This is a genomic window from Streptomyces sp. NBC_00038 (genome assembly GCF_026343635.1).
GTDB lineage: Bacteria > Actinomycetota > Actinomycetes > Streptomycetales > Streptomycetaceae > Streptomyces.
This window is the reverse complement of sequence record NZ_JAPELQ010000001.1, coordinates 661,331-677,264: the sequence shown is the minus strand read 5'-3', so window position 1 is coordinate 677,264 and position 15,934 is coordinate 661,331. Positions and strand designations below refer to the sequence as shown.

The following is a 15,934-nucleotide window of genomic DNA, read 5'->3' as shown; positions in this document are numbered from 1 at the left end:
GCCTGGCTAGCGTGAAACGTGGAACCAGTCACCCAACCGGAGAAGGTCGACGTCATGGCCGTACAACCCGAGGGAACGCCCTGTTGGGCGGACGCGATGTTCAGCGACATGGAGGGGGCCAAGAGTTTCTACGGTGACGTGCTCGGCTGGACGTTCGGCGAGTCCGCCAGCGAGTACGGCAACTACACGCAGGCGTACAAGGACGGCAAAGCGGTGGCCGCCGTCGTCCCGCCGATGCCGGGGCAGGAGGGCCAGTCCGCCTGGTGCCTCTACTTCGCCTCGCCGGACGCCGCCGCGACCGCACAGAAGATCCGCGACAACGGCGGCGCCATCCTGATGGAGCCGATGCAGGTCGGCGACTTCGGCACGATGGCCCTGGCCAGCGAGCCCAGCGGCGCCGTCTTCGGGGTCTGGCAGGCCGGCACCCACGAGGGCTTCGAGGCCATCTCCGAGCCCGGCGCGTACGCCTGGGCCGAGGTCTTCACCCGTGAGCCCGAGAAGACCGACGCGTTCCTCCCCGCCGTCTTCCCGTTCAGCGCGAAGCAGATGGACGGACCCCATGACGGACCCGAGATGGACTTCAGGATCTTCAACGTCGGCGAGGACACCGTCCTGGGCCGGATGAAGATGACGGACGACTTCCCGCCCGAGGTCCCGTCGTACGTCAACGTCTACTTCACCGTCGAGGACTGCGACGCGGCAGTGGCGAAGGCGACCGAACGCGGCGGCATTCTGCGCTTCGGGCCCATGAGCAGCCCGTTCGGCCGGTTCGCGGCGCTGAGCGACCCGCAGGGCGCGTCGTTCTCCGTCATCGACCTCACCACGACCGAGGGCGACATGCCCAAGATGACCGACGTGTCCTGAACCTTTCGCCCGCGAGGGCAACCACGCGGACGCGGTTTTTCGTCCCTTCTTGTGGCCGCCGCACCTTCGGGTGACCGACCCCCCACAAGAATCGCGGGAGACCGCATGCTCCGCATCCACTTCACGTCGCACGATCTGCAGAACATCCGCGTGGCCCGGCAACCGGATCCGCTGTGGGAACTGGTGTGCAGCGTCTGCCGGCTGGAGACCGGGCAAGGACCGCTCGACTTCGGTCACTGGCGCCGCTCGGCCCGCGACCGGCTCTCCAGAGACCCGGTCGCGGGCCGAGCGCTGCGCCCGCTGCGGTCGCTGATTCCCTCGACGGGCTACATACCGGACTTCCTCACGCCCTCGGTCACCGGCGGCGATCTGCCGGCCGGACTCGACCAGGTGCGGCGCACCCCGCGCACCCGGCTGGTGCGCGACCTGACACGGCTGGCCGACTCCCGCCCCGTTCCGAACTGGGCGACCTCACTGGGCAGACCGGGCGGCGACCCGCTCAAGTCACTGGCGAACGCCCTCGGGGTCTACTTCCGCGCCCTCCTTGAGCCGTACTGGCCGCACATCCGCACGGCGGTCGCCGACGACGTCGACCTGCGCTCCCGGGACCTCCTCGACGGCGGCACCCAGGCACTCCTCGACGGACTGCGTCCGCTGGCGCGCTGGAAATCTCCCGTGCTCGAGGTGGACTACCCCATCGAACGCGATCTGCATCTGGAAGGGCGCGGCCTGCTCCTCGTCCCCTCGTTCTTCTGCTGGCGCCGGCCGACCGCACTCGCCGACCCCGGGCTCGACCCGGTGCTCGTCTATCCGGTGGCGAAGGCACCCCTCGCTGTCGCACGCGCCGCGGACGACGGGCTCGAACGCCTGCTGGGCCGCACCCGCAGCGTCGTACTCGCCGAGGTGGCGGGCCGCCACGCCCGCACCACCTCCGAGGTCGCCGCGGCCGTGGGGATCGCGCTGCCCAGCGCCAGCTACCAGATCGGCGTCCTGCGCGACGGGGGACTCGTGGCCAGCCGCCGCGACGGCAAGTACGTCCTGCACACGGCCACCGCGCTGGGAGAGCGGTTGCTCGGCAGCAGTGGCGGGCTTCGACCCGGTACCGGAGCAGCCGTCCGACCGTGACATCATCGGGGCCATGCCTGAACGTGTTGTGGCCGCCTGTGACGGGGCGTCGAAGGGGAACCCGGGACCCGCCGGATGGGCCTGGGTCGTGGCCGACGGTGACGAGACCCCCACCCGGTGGGAGGCCGGCCCGCTGGGCACCGCGACGAACAATGTCGCCGAACTCACCGCGCTGGAGCGCCTGTTGACGGCGATCGCCCCGGACGTCCCGCTGGAGATCCGGATGGACTCCCAGTACGCGATGAAGGCCGTCACCACCTGGCTGCCCGGCTGGAAGCGCAAGGGCTGGAAGACGGCCTCCGGAAAGCCCGTCGCCAACCAGGAACTGGTCGCCCGCATCGACGAACTCCTCGCCGGGCGCACCGTCGAGTTCCGCTACGTCCCCGCGCACCAGGTCGACGGCGACCGCCTCAACGACTTCGCCGACCGGGCCGCGAGCCAGGCGGCGATCGTCCAGGAGCCCGCGGGCAGCGACCTCGGTTCCCCCCAGCCGCCGGCCGCTCCCGACGCGGTCCCGGCCGCCGCCGCGCGCCGCCGAGCCCCCGCCAAGACCGCGCGGCAGGGCGGCCCGGCCCGCACGATAAAGGCGAAGTTCCCCGGCCGCTGCCTGTGCGGACGCTCCTACGCGGCGGGCGAGCCCATCGCCAAGAACGGCTCCGGCTGGGGCCACCCCGAGTGCCGTACGACGGAGACGGCCGACGCGTAGCCGTCAGACTCTCAGGCCATGTCGAACGTGTAGTGCGCGGTGTGATCCAGCAGTTCCGCCGGCCGCACGTCGTTCCACGGCTTCATCGTCTCGTCGAGGTCGACGACGTCCGGGGTCCCGCCCAGCGGCAGATAGCGCGAGCCGGGGTGACGGCGCTGCCAGTCGGCCCACAATTTGTCTATGAAGGCGTGGTGGAGCCAGAACACCGGGTCGTTGGGGGACACGCCGGTGGCCATCTGACCGCCCACCCAGACATGGACCCGGTTGTGCAGATTGACGCCCCGCCAGCCTTCGAGGTGGTTGCGGAAACCGTCCGAGGAGCTGTTCCACGGCGCCATGTCGTACGTCTCCATTGCGAGTACGGACTCCACCTCCGCGCGGGTGGGCAGCTCCCGGGCGCTACCGCCGAGCGACCTGCGGAGGTAGGTACGGCTGTCGACGCGCACGCTGATCGGCCAGTTGCCGGCCGAGGCCGCGAAGGGGCCGTCCATCACCTGGCCGTCCCGGCTGCGCCCGGTGCCGCCGAGGAAGTCGGGCGCCCACAGGGACGCGCGAGTGGTGCGGTCGGTGCTCCAGTCCCAGTACGGCAGGGCGACGGCGGGGTCGACCGACTGCAGTGCCTGCTCGAACTCGATGAGGAATCTGCGGTGCCAGGGGAGGAACGACGGTGAACGGTGGCCCGTCCGCTCGCCGTCGTCCGTGTCGCCGACGATGAACGCGTTGTGTGTCCTGACGAAGGCGTCGTAGCGGCCACTGCGCTTGAGCTGCACCAGCGCGTCGGTGAAACGCCGCTTCTCGTCGGCGGTCAGGCTCGCCTGGTTCTTGCGTACGGTCATGTGCGGAACTCCACAGTCTGCTTGCGGGGCAGGTCAGTTGGCATGGAACGGGACGAGCGGGGCCCCTTGCAGTTCCACGACCGCGGCGCGGGCGGCGGCGCGTGGGGTGGCCACCGGGTCGTAGTGGCTGACCACGCTGATCCAGCTGCCGTCGGCGTTGCGCATCACGTGCAGCTCCACGCCGTCGATGAACACGGCGTATCCGGCGCCGTGATGGTGCCCGCTCCCGCTGGTGGGCCGTCCGGCTATACGGCGGCCCTGGTAGACCTCGTCGAAGGCGCCGGGCCCGCTGTGGTCGGGTCCGGCGGCGGATGCCGTTGGTGCGGTGAGGGGCTGGGAAGCGGCCACGGCGGTCAGCGTGGCCGCCGCGCCCATGACACGGCGACGGGTGAGATCCGGCATACGAAGTCCTCCTGTATCGGGCCCTGTTGAACGACTCGGTATGCCTATCGGTTCGTCAGAGTGTGGGAGAAATCGCCGAATGTCGGTTGGCTGTGATCCGGACAATTAAGTAAATGTCGTGCGCAAGCTGCCGCGAGGCCCTCCCCTGTTACGCTTCGCAGTCAATTGACCGCAATGTGCAACAAAGGGAGTGCGCGTGAAGATCGCGTGCGTCGGTGGCGGACCCGCCGGCCTGTACTTCTCGATCCTGATGAAGCGCCAGGACCCGTCCCACGACATCACCGTCTACGAACGGAATCCGGCCGGATCGACCTACGGCTGGGGGGTGACGTACTGGGCGGGCCTGCTCGACAAGCTCAGTGAAGGCGACCCCGAGTCCGCGCGCGCCGTCAGTGAGAACTCGGTCCGCTGGAGCGACGGGGTCGCCCAGGTCGGCGGACGTGCGACGGTGCACCACGGCGACGAGGGGTTCGGAATCGGCCGCCGCCGACTGCTCGACCTGCTCGCCGAGCGGGCCGAATCCCTCGGCGTGCACGTCGAGTTCGAGCACGAGGTCGCCGCCGACCGGCTGCCCGACGCCGATCTCGTCGTCGCGGGCGACGGAGTCAACAGCGCCCTGCGGGAGCGCTACGCCGACCACTTCGGCAGCGACGTCGCGCTGGGGCGGAACACCTATGTCTGGCTCGGCACGACCAAGGTCTTCGACTCCTTCACCTTCTCCTTCGTGGAGACCGATCATGGCTGGATCTGGTGCTACGCCTACGCGTTCAGCGGGGAGCACAGCACCTGCGTGGTCGAGTGCTCTCCCGAGACCTGGACCGGTCTCGGGCTCGACGCGGCGAGTGAGGGTGATGGTCTCGCCCTTCTCGAGAAGCTCTTCGCCGACCTCCTCGACGGGCACGGGCTGATCGGGCGGGCGCAGAGCGACGGCAGCTCGCAGTGGCTGAACTTCCGCACCCTGACCAACCGGACCTGGCGGCGCGGCAACCTCGTCCTGATCGGCGACGCCGCCCACACCACGCACTACTCGATCGGCGCGGGCACCACCCTCGCGCTGGAGGACGCCCTCTCGCTGGCCGGAGCGCTGCACGAGATCCCGGACCTGGACGCCGCCCTCGCCCACTACGAGCAGGAGCGCAGGGCCGCGCTCCTGTCGATCCAGAGCGCGGCCCGCCACAGCGCCCAGTGGTACGAGAACCTCCCGCGCTACATCCACCTCCCGCCGGCGCAGATGTTCGCCCTGCTCGGCCAGCGCCATTCGCCGCTGCTGCCGTACGTCCCCCCGCAGCTGTACTACCGGCTCGACCGCGCGGCCGGACAGCTGGAGGCGCTGCGCCGGTTCAAGCGCTGGCTGGGGCCGCGGCTGGCGCGAACGGTGCAGGCCCGCACTCAGCGGTAGCCGTCCATGACCGGGTTTCTTTGGTGAATAGCGATTCACTAGCTATGGTGAATTGCTATTCACCTATTTTTTTTGGACTCCTGGAGTACCCATGGCGGCTCTGCGTGAGCGATTGACGGTCCCGGTGCTTGCGTTCGGCGCGATCGTCATGGCCGTCACACAGACGGTGGTGGTGCCGCTGCTGCCGGACCTTCCCCGGCTGACGGGCGCCTCGGCGGGCGCGGTCTCCTGGATGGTGACGGCGACCCTGCTGGCCGGAGCGGTGCTCACTCCCGTGCTGGGCCGGGCGGGAGACATGTACGGCAAGCGGCGCGTGCTGCTGATCGCCTTCGCGATGATGACGCTGGGTTCGCTCGTGTGCGCCGTCACCTCCGACATCGGCATCCTCATCGCGGCGCGGGCCCTGCAGGGCGCGGCGGCCGCGGTCGTGCCGCTGTCGATCAGCATCCTGCGGGACGAACTGCCGCCGGAACGTACGGGCAGCGCGGTGGCGATGATGAGCTCCACCCTGGGCATCGGAGCCGCCCTCGGCCTGCCGCTCGCCGCGCTGATCGTCCAGTACGCCAACTGGCACGTCATGTTCTGGGCGACGGCCGCACTCGGCGCCCTCGGTCTCGCGCTCGCCTCCTGGGCGGTGCGCGAGTCGCCCGTCCGTGAGCCGGGCCGCTTCGACACGCTGGGCGCGCTGGGGCTTGCCGCGGGCCTGGTCTGTCTGCTCCTTGGCGTGTCGCAGGGCGGCCAGTGGGGCTGGAGCAGCCCCCGGATCCTCGGCCTGTTCCTGGCCTGCGTGGTCATCCTGACCCTGTGGTGGGTGCAGCAGCGTCGAGCCGAACGGCCCCTGGTCGACCTGAAGCTGGCTACCCGTCCGCGTGTCGCGCTGCCGCACGTGGCGGCCCTTCTGACCGGCTTCGCCTTCTACTCGAACACCCTGGTGACCGCACAACTCGTGCAGGCGCCCGAGGCCACCGGCTACGGGCTCGGGCTGTCCATCGTGGCGACCGGCCTGTGCCTGCTGCCCGGCGGTGTGACCATGCTGCTGCTCTCGCCCGTCTCGGCACGCATCTCCACGACCCGCGGCCCGCGGGTGACGCTGGCCATCGGCGCAGCGGTCATCGCCCTCGGCTATGTCCTGCGCATCGCGGACAGCCGCGACCTGTGGGCGATCATCCTGGGCGCCACGGTCGTGTCGATCGGAACGACCTTCGCCTACTCGGCCCTGCCCACCCTCATCATCCGCGCCGTGCCCGCCGGGCAGACAGCCTCCGCCAACGGCGTCAACGTCCTGATGCGGACCATCGGCCAGGCCGTGTGCAGTGCCGCCGTCGCCGCCGTGCTCGTCCACCACACCAGCCTCATCGGCGGCGCCCCCGTGCCCACGCTGCACGGCTATCTGCTGGCCTTCGCCCTGGCGGGTACGGTCGCCCTGGTGGCCTGCGCCGCCGCGCTCGCGATACCCGCCGACCCCGCCTCCCGTGACACCGGACGTGCCAGCGACCGTACCCAAGCGTCCCGCGACGAGGCACTCGAAGGAGCATGAGTACCGTGACCAGCCCGCCCCCCGGTCTCACGGCATCCGCCACCGCCCCGCCGCGCCGCGACGCCGAGGCGACGAAGGCGGCCATCCTCCGCGCGGCCCGCCATCTGCTGGCCCGCCGCGCCCACGCGGACATCACGCTCAAGGCGGTCGCCGATCGGGCCGGGGTGAGCCCGCCGCTGATCCTGAAGTACTTCGGCAACAAGGACGCGCTGTTCGCGCGTGTCATGTCCTTCGACTCCGACACGGCCGCTCTGCTGGACGCGCCACTGGAGGACCTCGGTCGGCACATGGTCCGCCAGCTGCTCGTCGGCCAGACCGAGCGCGGCGCCGATCCCATCCTGCGGATCGTCTTCGCCCCGCTCCAGGGCGAGCAGGGCGACATACTGCGCGCCAACTTCCGCACCCAGGTCAGCGACCGGCTCGCCGAACGCCTCACCGGCCCCGACGCGGGCCTGCGCGCCGAGCTCGCCGTCAGCACCCTGCTCGGTCTCGGCGTCATGTACGGCATCGCCCGCGGCACCAGTCTGCGTGCCACCGCGATCGAGGACATCGTCGAACGGTACGGCCCGACGGTGCAGGCTCACCTCACGCGCCCGGTGTGAGGAACGGGCGGCTCAGTTCACCCCTTGCGGGCGGAACTGGACGCTGATCCGAGGTCCCGCCGCCCGCGCCGACTTGGGGATGGCGTGCTCCCAGGTGCGCTGGCAGGAGCCGCCCATCACGATCAGGTCGCCGTGCCCGAGAGGACGCCGCACGGTGTCCCCTCCGCGGCGCGGACGCAGCAGCAGATCGCGCGGGGCGCCCACGGAGAGGATGGCGACCATGGTGTCCTCACGCGCGCCACGCCCGATCCGGTCCCCGTGCCAGGCCACGCTGTCGCGGCCGTCGCGGTAGTAGCAGAGCCCGGCCGTGGTGAACGCTTCACCGAGCTCGGCGGCGTAGTGCGCGGACAGAACGTCCCGCGCCTCGTCGAGAACCGGATGCGGCAGCGCGTCGCCCTCGGCGTAGTAGGCGAGCAGTCTCGGTACGTCCACCACCTGCTCGTACATCTTCCGCCGCTCGGCCCGCCACGGCACGTCGCCGACGAGCCGATCGAAGAGGGCGTCGGCCCCACCGAGCCACCCGGGCAGCAGGTCGATCCAGGCGCCGTGGCCCAGCGCGGTCCGGCGCATCCCCTTCAGCGGGGTGAGGCGCGGCTTGTCGGTCTGGTCGAAGAGGGAGCCCTGGAGGTGCGTGGACATGGGGTCAGCGTACTCCGTAATCGAATGTATGTTCCATGCGTGAGGGGATGACAGGAACGGCCCAAGCGTCTGTCGGAGGCTCAGTCGCTCGCCCCGGTTCGGTGACCCGCGTCACACCCGGCTCCTGTCAGCAATCGGGGCTCCGTCCCGTTCAGAGGGCACGTGAACGAGACAGGAGCAACGCCATGAAGCACCGCATCGTCGTACTCGGCGCCGGATACGCCGGGGCCTTCGCCGCCGGAAACCTGGCGCGTCGGCTCTCCCCCGCCGACACCGAGATCACCGTCGTCAACGCCGTGCCCGACTTCGTTGAGCGGATGCGGCTCCACCAGCTCGCGATCGGCCAGGACCTCGCGTTCCGCAAGCTCGCCGACGTCTTCGCGGGCACCGGGGTGCGGCTGCGCCTGGCGCGCGTCACCGGTCTCGACCCCGAGCACAGGACCGTCGCCGTGACCGACGAGGACGGCGACGGCGAGCTCGCGTACGACACGCTTCTCTACGCGCTCGGCAGCTCCGTGGCCCAGCATGGCGTCCCCGGCGTGGCCGAGTACGCCTTCGATGTGACCGGCCGGTCCTCGGCGCTGCGTCTGCGCGAGCGCCTGGCCGGCCTGGGCGAGGGCGGCACGGTGCTGGTCGTCGGGGAGGGGCTGACCGGCATCGAGACCGCCACCGAGTTCGCCGAGTCCCGGCCCGATCTTTCGGTCGCGCTCGCCGCCCGCGGCGAGCTGGGCGCCTGGCTCTCCCCGAAGGCCCGCCGTCACCTGCGCCAGGCCTTCGACCGGCTTGGCATCACCGTCCACGAGCACACCGGCATCGAAGCCGTGGAGCCGACACGGGCGATCGCCGCGGACGGCAGGTCCATCCCGGCCGACGTGACCGTGTGGGCGGCCGGGTTCGCCGTGCACCCCATCGCGGCCGCCAGTGGCCTGGAGGTCGCCGAGACCGGCCAGATCGTCGTCGACCGGACCATGCGCTCGGTCTCGCACCCGGACGTCTACGCCGCCGGTGACTGCGCCTACGCGATCGGCGAGAACGGCCGGCCGCTGCCGATGTCCTGCGGGTCGGCCGGCTGCACCAACATGCAGGCGACCGCCGCGATCATCGCGCGCCTGACGGGCAGCGAGGTCCCGAACACCGCACTGAAGTACTACGGCAACCACATCAGCCTCGGGCGGCGGGACGCGATCTTCCAGATGGTGGACGGAGACGTGCGGTCGAAGTCCTGGTACCTGGGCGGCAAGGCCGCCGCGCGGCTCAAGTCGAGCGTGCTCAAGACGGCCGGGTGGGCCATCGTCCACCCCACCTTCGGCATGCCGAAGCGCAAGCGCCGCCTGGCCACCGCGCCCGACCGGGCAGGTGCGAGGGTTGCTGCATAGGCTGTTCCGCATGGACAGCGCAGCCCTCGATCGGTTCGAGGCCAGCCGGGGCCGGCTGGCCTCGCTGGCATACCGTCTGCTCGGCTCGGCCGCCGACGCCGAGGACGCCGTGCAGGACACGTTCCTGCGCTGGCAGGCCGCGGACCGCGAACGGGTCGAGGTGCCGGAAGCGTGGCTGACCAAGGTCGCCACCAATCTCTGCCTCGACCGGCTCCGCTCGGCGCAGGCGCGCCACGAGCGGGCGGCCGGTGCCTGGTTGCCCGAGCCGCTCCTCGACGGCGACCCGATGCTCGGACCGGCCGACACCTTCGAGCAGCGCGAATCGGTGTCCTTGGCCGTGCTGACCCTCCTGGAGCGCCTCTCGCCGGTCGAGCGGGCCGTCTACGTTCTGCGTGAGGCCTTCTCGTACGGCCACGCCGAGATCGCCGGGATCCTCGACATCACCGAGTCCGCGAGCCAGCAGCATGTCCACCGGGCCCGGATCCGGGTCGCCGCCGAGCGCCGCCGCGGCGGCGAGGCCGACCCCGTGTCGGCGCGCCGGGTCGTCGAGGAGTTCATCGCCGCCGCCACGTCGGGGCGCACCGAACGGCTGGTGGCGCTGCTCACCGACGACGTGACGGCGGTCTCGGACGGCGCCGGACTGGCCAAGCGGCTGTTGCGGTACACGACGCGTGAGCGGGTCGCCTCCTATGTGCGGGCCGGCTTCAAGCCCACGCCGGCGAAGCGGCGGCTGGCCGGCGGCTCGCCCGCGATGTACGTCGCGCAGGTCAACGGCTCCCCGGCGGTCCTTGCCGTCGTCGACGACCGGGTCGTGGGCGTCGTGGCGTTCGAGGTCAGCGACGGCAAGGTCGCGTCCCTGCGCGGCGTCGCCGCCGCGGACCGGCTCGCGCGCCTCGGCGAGGCCTGGCGGCAGCACAAACCCGACGCGCCGGTCATCAACGCGTGGTGACCGGCGCCACTGGAATCCGGTGGACCCCGCCATGCAGTTCGGATCCGAGCGCCCCTGGCCACCCATTGCTCGAAGTCGCATTCACTCGGGATCGGCGAGGACCTCGCGGATCACATGCTCGGCGTTGGCGGCCATCACGGGGTTCGTCGTGCGGTAGTACGGGAGCTGGTTCAGGGCCATGGAGAGGGCCCAGCCGCGACCGCGTGCCCAGGTGGCGTCGTCGGAGCCTGTCGCGTGCCGGAACGTGGGTCTCGCTCCGGCGGGGAGAAGGTTCCAGGCGGGGATGAGGTCGCAGGCCGGATCCCCGGTGCCGAGGGTGCCGAAGTCGAGGACGGCGCTGAGGCGGCCCTGGCGGGTGAGCAGGTTCATGGGCATCAGGTCGGAATGCAGCCACACGGCCGGCCCGGTCCAGAGGGGAGCCGACAGCGCCGCCTCCCAGGCCGTCGTGGCGGCGGATGTGTCGATCATGCCGTCCAGTTCGCCGAGCGAGGAGCGTGTCTCGGCGTCCACGGATGCCAGCGGCCCGCCCCGGTAGGCGGGCGGTCCGCCCGGCAGGTCGACCCGCCACAGCGCGGCGACGAAAAGACCGAGGTCGGCGGCGAGCCCGTCCGCGTCGATGAGGGTGTCAGGCGCGGGGAGTTCGCCGTCGAGCCAGCGGAGCACGCTCCAGGACCACGGGTATCCCTCGCCGGGCGCTCCGGTCGCGAGGATCTCGGGAATGGCGAACGGAAGCAGTGGGGCGAGGAGCGGCAGCCACCGTGCTTCCTTCTCCACGTCGCCGGCGCCCTCCGGGACGCGGGGGAGGCGTACGGCCATGTCGTCACCGAGTCGGTAGAGGGCGTTGACGGTCCCGGACGACGTGACGCGCTTGAGTGGCAGGCCGGCCCAGCGGGGGAACTGCGCTGCCAGCAGCCGCCGTACGAGCGAGTCGTCGATCGGCACTTCGTGGGCGTGCATGGGGCCTGCGGACATCAGCGCCTGCTCTCGGGGTCGAAGGTCAACGCCCGCAATCCTGAGGCTGGTTCGGGCTTCTTCACAACGCCAGGCAACCCTGCGGCCACCGGTGTCGTCTTGATCGGTAACGAGTGGGCGGCGCGTCGACCGTACTCGGCGAGGGATTCCCGGACGTATTTCCGTGTGGAAATCCAGCGCACTATACTCCCTGTGTATACATGGTGTGTATACGTGAGGCGTATAGGTACTGGCCTGGCGCGTCGGCACCCAACAGCCAGCACCACTGGTCAGCGCTCCTATGCGTCGACCGATGGCAGACCGAAAGGTATCCATGTACGGCAAGGCCTTCGCCCCGGAGTACCAGGGCGCATTGACCACCCTGTCCGTGAACTCCTCACTGACCGATGTCCTCGCGGCCGGCACCGAGCAACTCCGCGCGGCCGAGCGCGTGGGCGCGCGGGCGGAAGCAGCGCGTTCGGGTCTCGCGGTAGCCGAGGCGCACCGGCGCCTCGGACAGGTGGCGGACGCCGACCGGGCGTGGAAGGCGAGTTACCGCACGGCCCGCGAGGCCGGGGACGAGGGAGCGATGGCGTGGGCGCTGTGGAGCGGCGGCACGCTGGCCAGGCAGCGTGGCGCGTTCCCGCTGGCGTGGCGGCTGCTGCGGCTGGCCGCCGAACTCGGCGAGCACGCCGGGGACGTCGTGGTGCGCGGCTACTCCCTGGCGGGGCTGGCGGAGACCGGCCGCATCCAGGGCGACTACGCGGCGGTGACCGAACTGCACGAACAACTCCTGGCCGAGGCCCGCAAGCGCGGCGAGGCCCGCCACACCGTATGGGCCCTGGAGGGCATCGCGCAGATACACCGCAACACCGGCGCCTACGACACGGCGTACGCCATGTTCGAGGAGGCGGCCCAGATCGCCGCGCGAGCCGAGGACCGGCGCGGTCACGCTTGGGCCCTGCGCGGGCTCGCGGACATCGTCTCCGTACGTGACGAGGACCTCGACCGCGCGCTGGAGCTGCTGAGCGAGGCGGAGGCGTCCTGCCGTGCGATGAACCTGTCCGGTGCGCTCGCCTACAACCACAAGATGCGCGGCAACGTCCTGTATCGGGCCGGGCGTTACGAGCAGGCGCGCGACGTCTACACGCAGGCGCTGGCGGAGTTCGAGGCGATGAGCGAGCCCCGCGGCCGGGCCCTTGCCCGACTCGGCCTGGTGAAGTCCCTGGCCCGCCTCGGCCGCGACCGCGCCGAGACCGCCGCGGACCTGGCCGAACTGGCCCGCGTACTGGAGAGCATCGGACTGCGCCACGCCCGGCGGATGGTCGAGCGGGCACGGACGGAACTCGGCCTCGGTCTCCTGCCGTCTGCCGGGCAGGTCACAGGCGCGGATGACGCGGATGCCATGGCCCACTCGGCCGACGGCGCCGGCACGGAGGTCGCACGATGACGCTCCTGTCCATATCCGCGCAGTACCCGCAGTCCCCGCCGGACGCCCCCGCCGCCCCGCAGATCCTGCACCGCTGCCGCGAACTCGTCGCCCCCGCACTGGAGGAGGCGATCGGCGGACTGCACCCCTGGGTGGGGGAGATGGCCGGATACGCGCTGGGCCGCTGCGAGGTGGGCGGTGCCCCCGCGACGCACAGTCAGGGCAAGGGCGTACGGCAGGCGCTCGCAGTCCTGGGCGCGGAGGCGGCCGGTGCCTCCGCCGACGCGGGTGTGCCGGGCGCGGTCGCCGTGGAACTGGTGCACACCTTCTCGCTGTTGCACGACGACATCATGGACGGCGACGCACTGCGCCGGGGCCGCCCCGCGGTGTGGAAGGCGTACGGCACGGGCCCGGCCGTTCTCGCGGGGGACGCGCTGTTCGCCCTGGCCGTGCAGACCCTCACCGCGACGCCCGCGACTTCGCATGGCGCCACCGCCGTACGCCATCTGACCACTGCCCTCGGCGATCTGGTCCGTGGCCAAGCGGACGACCTGCTGTTCGCCCACCGGCCCTGGACCGGCCCCGACGCTGTGGGCGTGGGGGAGTACGAGCGGATGGCCGAGCACAAGACCGGCGCCCTGCTCGGCTGCGCACTGGCCCTGGGGGCTCAACTGGCGGGAGCGCCACGGGAGACGGCGCAAGCGCTGGACGGCGCCGGACGTCATCTGGGCGTGGCCTTCCAGATCGCGGACGACCTGCTGGGTATCTGGGGAGATCCGGCGGTCACCGGCAAACCGGTCCACAGCGATCTGCGGCAGGGAAAGAAGACGCTCCCGGTCCTCGCGGCCCTGCACGGCCCCGACCACCGCGCGCTGGCCGAACTCCTTGCCTCCCGGGCCGCCCTGGACGACACCGCCGTCCGCCGGGCCGCGACGCTCGTCGAGCAGGCGGGCGGCCGTTCCGCCGCTCTGCGCGAAGCCCGTCGCCATCTCGGCGCCGCGCACACACTCCTGGCGAGCGCGTCCCTGGCCGCGCGCCCCGCCCGTGACCTGCGCACCCTGCTGTCGTCCCTCGCCCACCGGGTGGTCTGACACCACTTCGCCTCCGGTCCCGCCCGGCTTCTCTCCACCGCGGGCCGGAGGAGCGCTGCGACCTCGGTCACATGCACGTGTCAACGCTTCCCACCAGGCAACCTCCTCATCTCCTCGAACATCTGTCGCCCCGGGACCCGACAGTCCCCACGGCGCTCAACGGTGCCGTGCGTCAGGGCGGTTGGCGATCCCGGCCGCCCCTGTTCGAAGGAAAACAGTGCGTAGACCCCACATACGCCGCGTGGCGATCGCCGTCGCGGTGACGACGGCCGTCACGCTCCCGACCGGCCCCGCCTTCGCGGCCGTGCCCGACTCGCCGGTACGCGCCGCGGCTTCGGCCTCATCACCGGTGGACGCCGCCCGGGCGGCCGCGTTCGCCCACGCCTCGGCCACCGGCGTCAGCCAGGGCGACACCTTGCAGGCGAAGGACGTCATGACGGACCCGGACGGCAAGCAGCACGTCCGCTTCGTCCGCACCCACCTCGGTATGCCGGTCCTCGGCGGCGACCTGGTCGTCCACCTCGGCAAGCAGTCCGACTATCTCGGCGTGACCCGGGCCGCCGACCATGCCGTCCAACCGGCCACCACCGAGGCGAAGCTGACGCCGCAGCAGGCAGAGCAGAAGGCCGCCGCGGTCGCGAAGGGCGACGCGGGCGCCGCCGAACTCGTCGTCGACGCCCGTGACGGCGCGGCCGCACTCGCCTACCAGGTGCGGGTGACGGACAGCGACACGGCCGAGGCCGGCGGCTCCCGCACGGTCGTGGTGGACGCCCGGTCCGGCCGGATACGCAGCAACATCCCCGACAGCGACGAGTTCATCTCGCCCAGCCTGGGAGAGACGCTGCGCGAGCGGGGCGAGCAGCTGAACCCCGAGACGGGTACGTCGGCTCCGCCGGCCGGACTCCTCGGCGCGACAGCCGCCACCACATACCCGGTCAAGGCCACCGGCAGCGGTACCTCCCTCTTCGCGGGCAAGGTGACGCTGACCACCACCCGCACCGCGCGCACCAGTTACCTCCTCAAGGACCCCACCCGGTGGAACACCGAGACGCGGGACGCCAGGGGCCAGGAACTGGAAGCCTTCGCGCGCGGCAAGAAGTTCACCGACGCCGACAACAAGTGGGGCAACGGGGCCACTTCCAGCCGGGTCACCGCCGCGGTCGACGCCCAGTACGGCATCACCAAGACGCTGGACTTCTACAAGGCGACCTTCGGCCGCAAGGGCATCAAGAACAACAGCGCGGGCGCCCGCGCGATGGTCCACTTCGGCAACAAGGTCGGCAACGCCTTCTGGGACTCGACGTGCGGCTGCATGCTGTACGGCGACGGAGACGGCGACATGCTCAAGAAGCCGCTGGTCGTCCTCGACGTCACCGGTCACGAGCTGACCCACGGGGTCGTCGACGCGACCGCAGCCCTCGAACCCACCCGCGTGGACCAGGACGGCAACCAGTACGGCGAGCCGGGTTCCCTCAACGAGTCCCTCGCCGACATCTTCGGCTCGGCGGTCGAGTTCTCCGCCAACAACCCCAAGAACCCGCCCAATTACCTGGTGGGCGAGAAGCTCGGCCTGGCGCAGAAGTTCCTGCGCCGCCTCGACCGCCCCTCCCTGGACAAGCTGGAAGGCGCGGTCGACTACTGGTCGCCCGAGGTCTACGACACCGAGGTCCACGCGGGCTCCGGCGTCTCCTCGCACGCGTACTACCTGCTCGCCGAGGGCAGCGGCAGGAAGACGATCGGCGGCGTCACGTACGACTCGCCCACGTACGACGGTTCGCGGGTGACCGGCATCGGACGTGCCAAGGCAACGGCGATCTTCTACCGCGCGCTGACCCGCTACATGGTCTCCACGACCGACTTCCACGACGCGCGGAAGGCCACGCTCAAGGCCGCCGCCGACATGTACGGGGCGAGCAGCACGGAGTACAGGACGGTGGCCAAGGCCTGGGTCGCCGTCAATGTCACCGCTGCCAACGGGCAGTAAGGGAAGGCACTACCGACGGCTTGAGGGTGTGCCGCCACCGGGGC

Annotated in this window: 15 protein-coding genes; 11 read left to right on the top strand and 4 right to left on the bottom strand. The window is 71.2% G+C overall.

Going from position 1 to position 15,934, the window contains the following annotated elements; genetic code table 11:
* Window positions 1-54 precede the first annotated feature (54 nt).
* From OG219_RS03225 to OG219_RS03215, 3 genes are all read left to right on the top strand, one after another.
* Window positions 55-864, top strand: coding sequence for a VOC family protein (locus OG219_RS03225; protein WP_266822627.1), 810 nt, complete (start codon window positions 55-57; stop codon window positions 862-864).
* A gap of 105 nt (window positions 865-969) precedes the next feature.
* Window positions 970-1,989: a helix-turn-helix transcriptional regulator gene (locus tag OG219_RS03220; protein WP_266822625.1), complete on the top strand. Its 1,020-nt coding sequence runs from the start codon at window positions 970-972 to the stop codon at window positions 1,987-1,989.
* Window position 1,990: 1 nt separating this feature from the next.
* On the top strand, window positions 1,991-2,695 hold the full coding sequence (locus OG219_RS03215; protein WP_266835984.1) for a ribonuclease H: 705 nt from the start codon (window positions 1,991-1,993) through the stop codon (window positions 2,693-2,695).
* Between the two features lie 11 nt (window positions 2,696-2,706).
* On the opposite strand, the gene OG219_RS03210 is transcribed toward OG219_RS03215, so the two are convergent.
* Entirely contained in the window at window positions 2,707-3,531 is an 825-nt protein-coding gene (locus OG219_RS03210) for a tyrosinase family protein (protein WP_266822623.1), read from the bottom strand.
* Between the two features lie 33 nt (window positions 3,532-3,564).
* A complete protein-coding gene (locus OG219_RS03205) occupies window positions 3,565-3,933 on the bottom strand; it encodes a tyrosinase cofactor (RefSeq protein ID WP_266822621.1) in 369 nt (122 codons plus the stop codon).
* 196 nt (window positions 3,934-4,129) lie between these two features.
* Between OG219_RS03205 and OG219_RS03200 the strand changes: the two genes are divergently transcribed.
* The 3 genes from OG219_RS03200 to OG219_RS03190 all read left to right on the top strand — a co-directional run bounded on the left by OG219_RS03200 (window position 4,130) and on the right by OG219_RS03190 (window position 7,471).
* Entirely contained in the window at window positions 4,130-5,332 is a 1,203-nt protein-coding gene (locus tag OG219_RS03200; protein ID WP_266822619.1) for an FAD-dependent monooxygenase, read from the top strand.
* Window positions 5,333-5,423: 91 nt separating this feature from the next.
* Complete coding sequence (locus tag OG219_RS03195; protein WP_266822617.1) at window positions 5,424-6,869, top strand: MFS transporter; 1,446 nt, start codon at window positions 5,424-5,426, stop codon at window positions 6,867-6,869.
* Window positions 6,866-7,471, top strand: a complete 606-nt coding sequence (locus OG219_RS03190) for a TetR family transcriptional regulator (protein WP_266822615.1) — start codon at window positions 6,866-6,868, stop codon at window positions 7,469-7,471. The genes OG219_RS03195 and OG219_RS03190 overlap by 4 nt, the downstream gene beginning before the upstream one ends.
* Before the next feature lie 12 nt (window positions 7,472-7,483).
* Here the strand turns inward: OG219_RS03190 and OG219_RS03185 are convergent, their stop codons facing one another.
* Window positions 7,484-8,110 (bottom strand): alpha-ketoglutarate-dependent dioxygenase AlkB, encoded by a 627-nt coding sequence (locus tag OG219_RS03185; RefSeq protein ID WP_266822613.1) that lies wholly within the window; start codon window positions 8,108-8,110, stop codon window positions 7,484-7,486.
* A 185-nt stretch (window positions 8,111-8,295) separates the two neighbouring features.
* On the opposite strand from OG219_RS03185, the gene OG219_RS03180 reads away from it, so the two are divergent.
* Complete coding sequence (locus OG219_RS03180; RefSeq protein ID WP_266822611.1) at window positions 8,296-9,486, top strand: NAD(P)/FAD-dependent oxidoreductase; 1,191 nt, start codon at window positions 8,296-8,298, stop codon at window positions 9,484-9,486.
* 10 nt (window positions 9,487-9,496) lie between these two features.
* Complete coding sequence (locus OG219_RS03175; protein WP_266822609.1) at window positions 9,497-10,435, top strand: sigma-70 family RNA polymerase sigma factor; 939 nt, start codon at window positions 9,497-9,499, stop codon at window positions 10,433-10,435.
* An 81-nt stretch (window positions 10,436-10,516) separates the two neighbouring features.
* Here the strand turns inward: OG219_RS03175 and OG219_RS03170 are convergent, their stop codons facing one another.
* Window positions 10,517-11,407, bottom strand: coding sequence for an aminoglycoside phosphotransferase family protein (locus OG219_RS03170; RefSeq protein ID WP_266822607.1), 891 nt, complete (start codon window positions 11,405-11,407; stop codon window positions 10,517-10,519).
* 313 nt (window positions 11,408-11,720) lie between these two features.
* Here OG219_RS03170 and OG219_RS03165 point away from each other — a divergent pair, with 313 nt between their 5' ends.
* The 3 genes from OG219_RS03165 to OG219_RS03155 all read left to right on the top strand — a co-directional run bounded on the left by OG219_RS03165 (window position 11,721) and on the right by OG219_RS03155 (window position 15,890).
* A complete protein-coding gene (locus OG219_RS03165) occupies window positions 11,721-12,836 on the top strand; it encodes a tetratricopeptide repeat protein (protein WP_266835983.1) in 1,116 nt (371 codons plus the stop codon).
* Window positions 12,833-13,906, top strand: coding sequence for a polyprenyl synthetase family protein (locus tag OG219_RS03160; protein WP_266822605.1), 1,074 nt, complete (start codon window positions 12,833-12,835; stop codon window positions 13,904-13,906). Before OG219_RS03165 ends, OG219_RS03160 begins: the two co-directional genes overlap by 4 nt.
* Window positions 13,907-14,123: 217 nt before the next feature.
* Window positions 14,124-15,890: a M4 family metallopeptidase gene (locus OG219_RS03155; RefSeq protein ID WP_266822603.1), complete on the top strand. Its 1,767-nt coding sequence runs from the start codon at window positions 14,124-14,126 to the stop codon at window positions 15,888-15,890.
* Window positions 15,891-15,934: the final 44 nt, after the last annotated feature.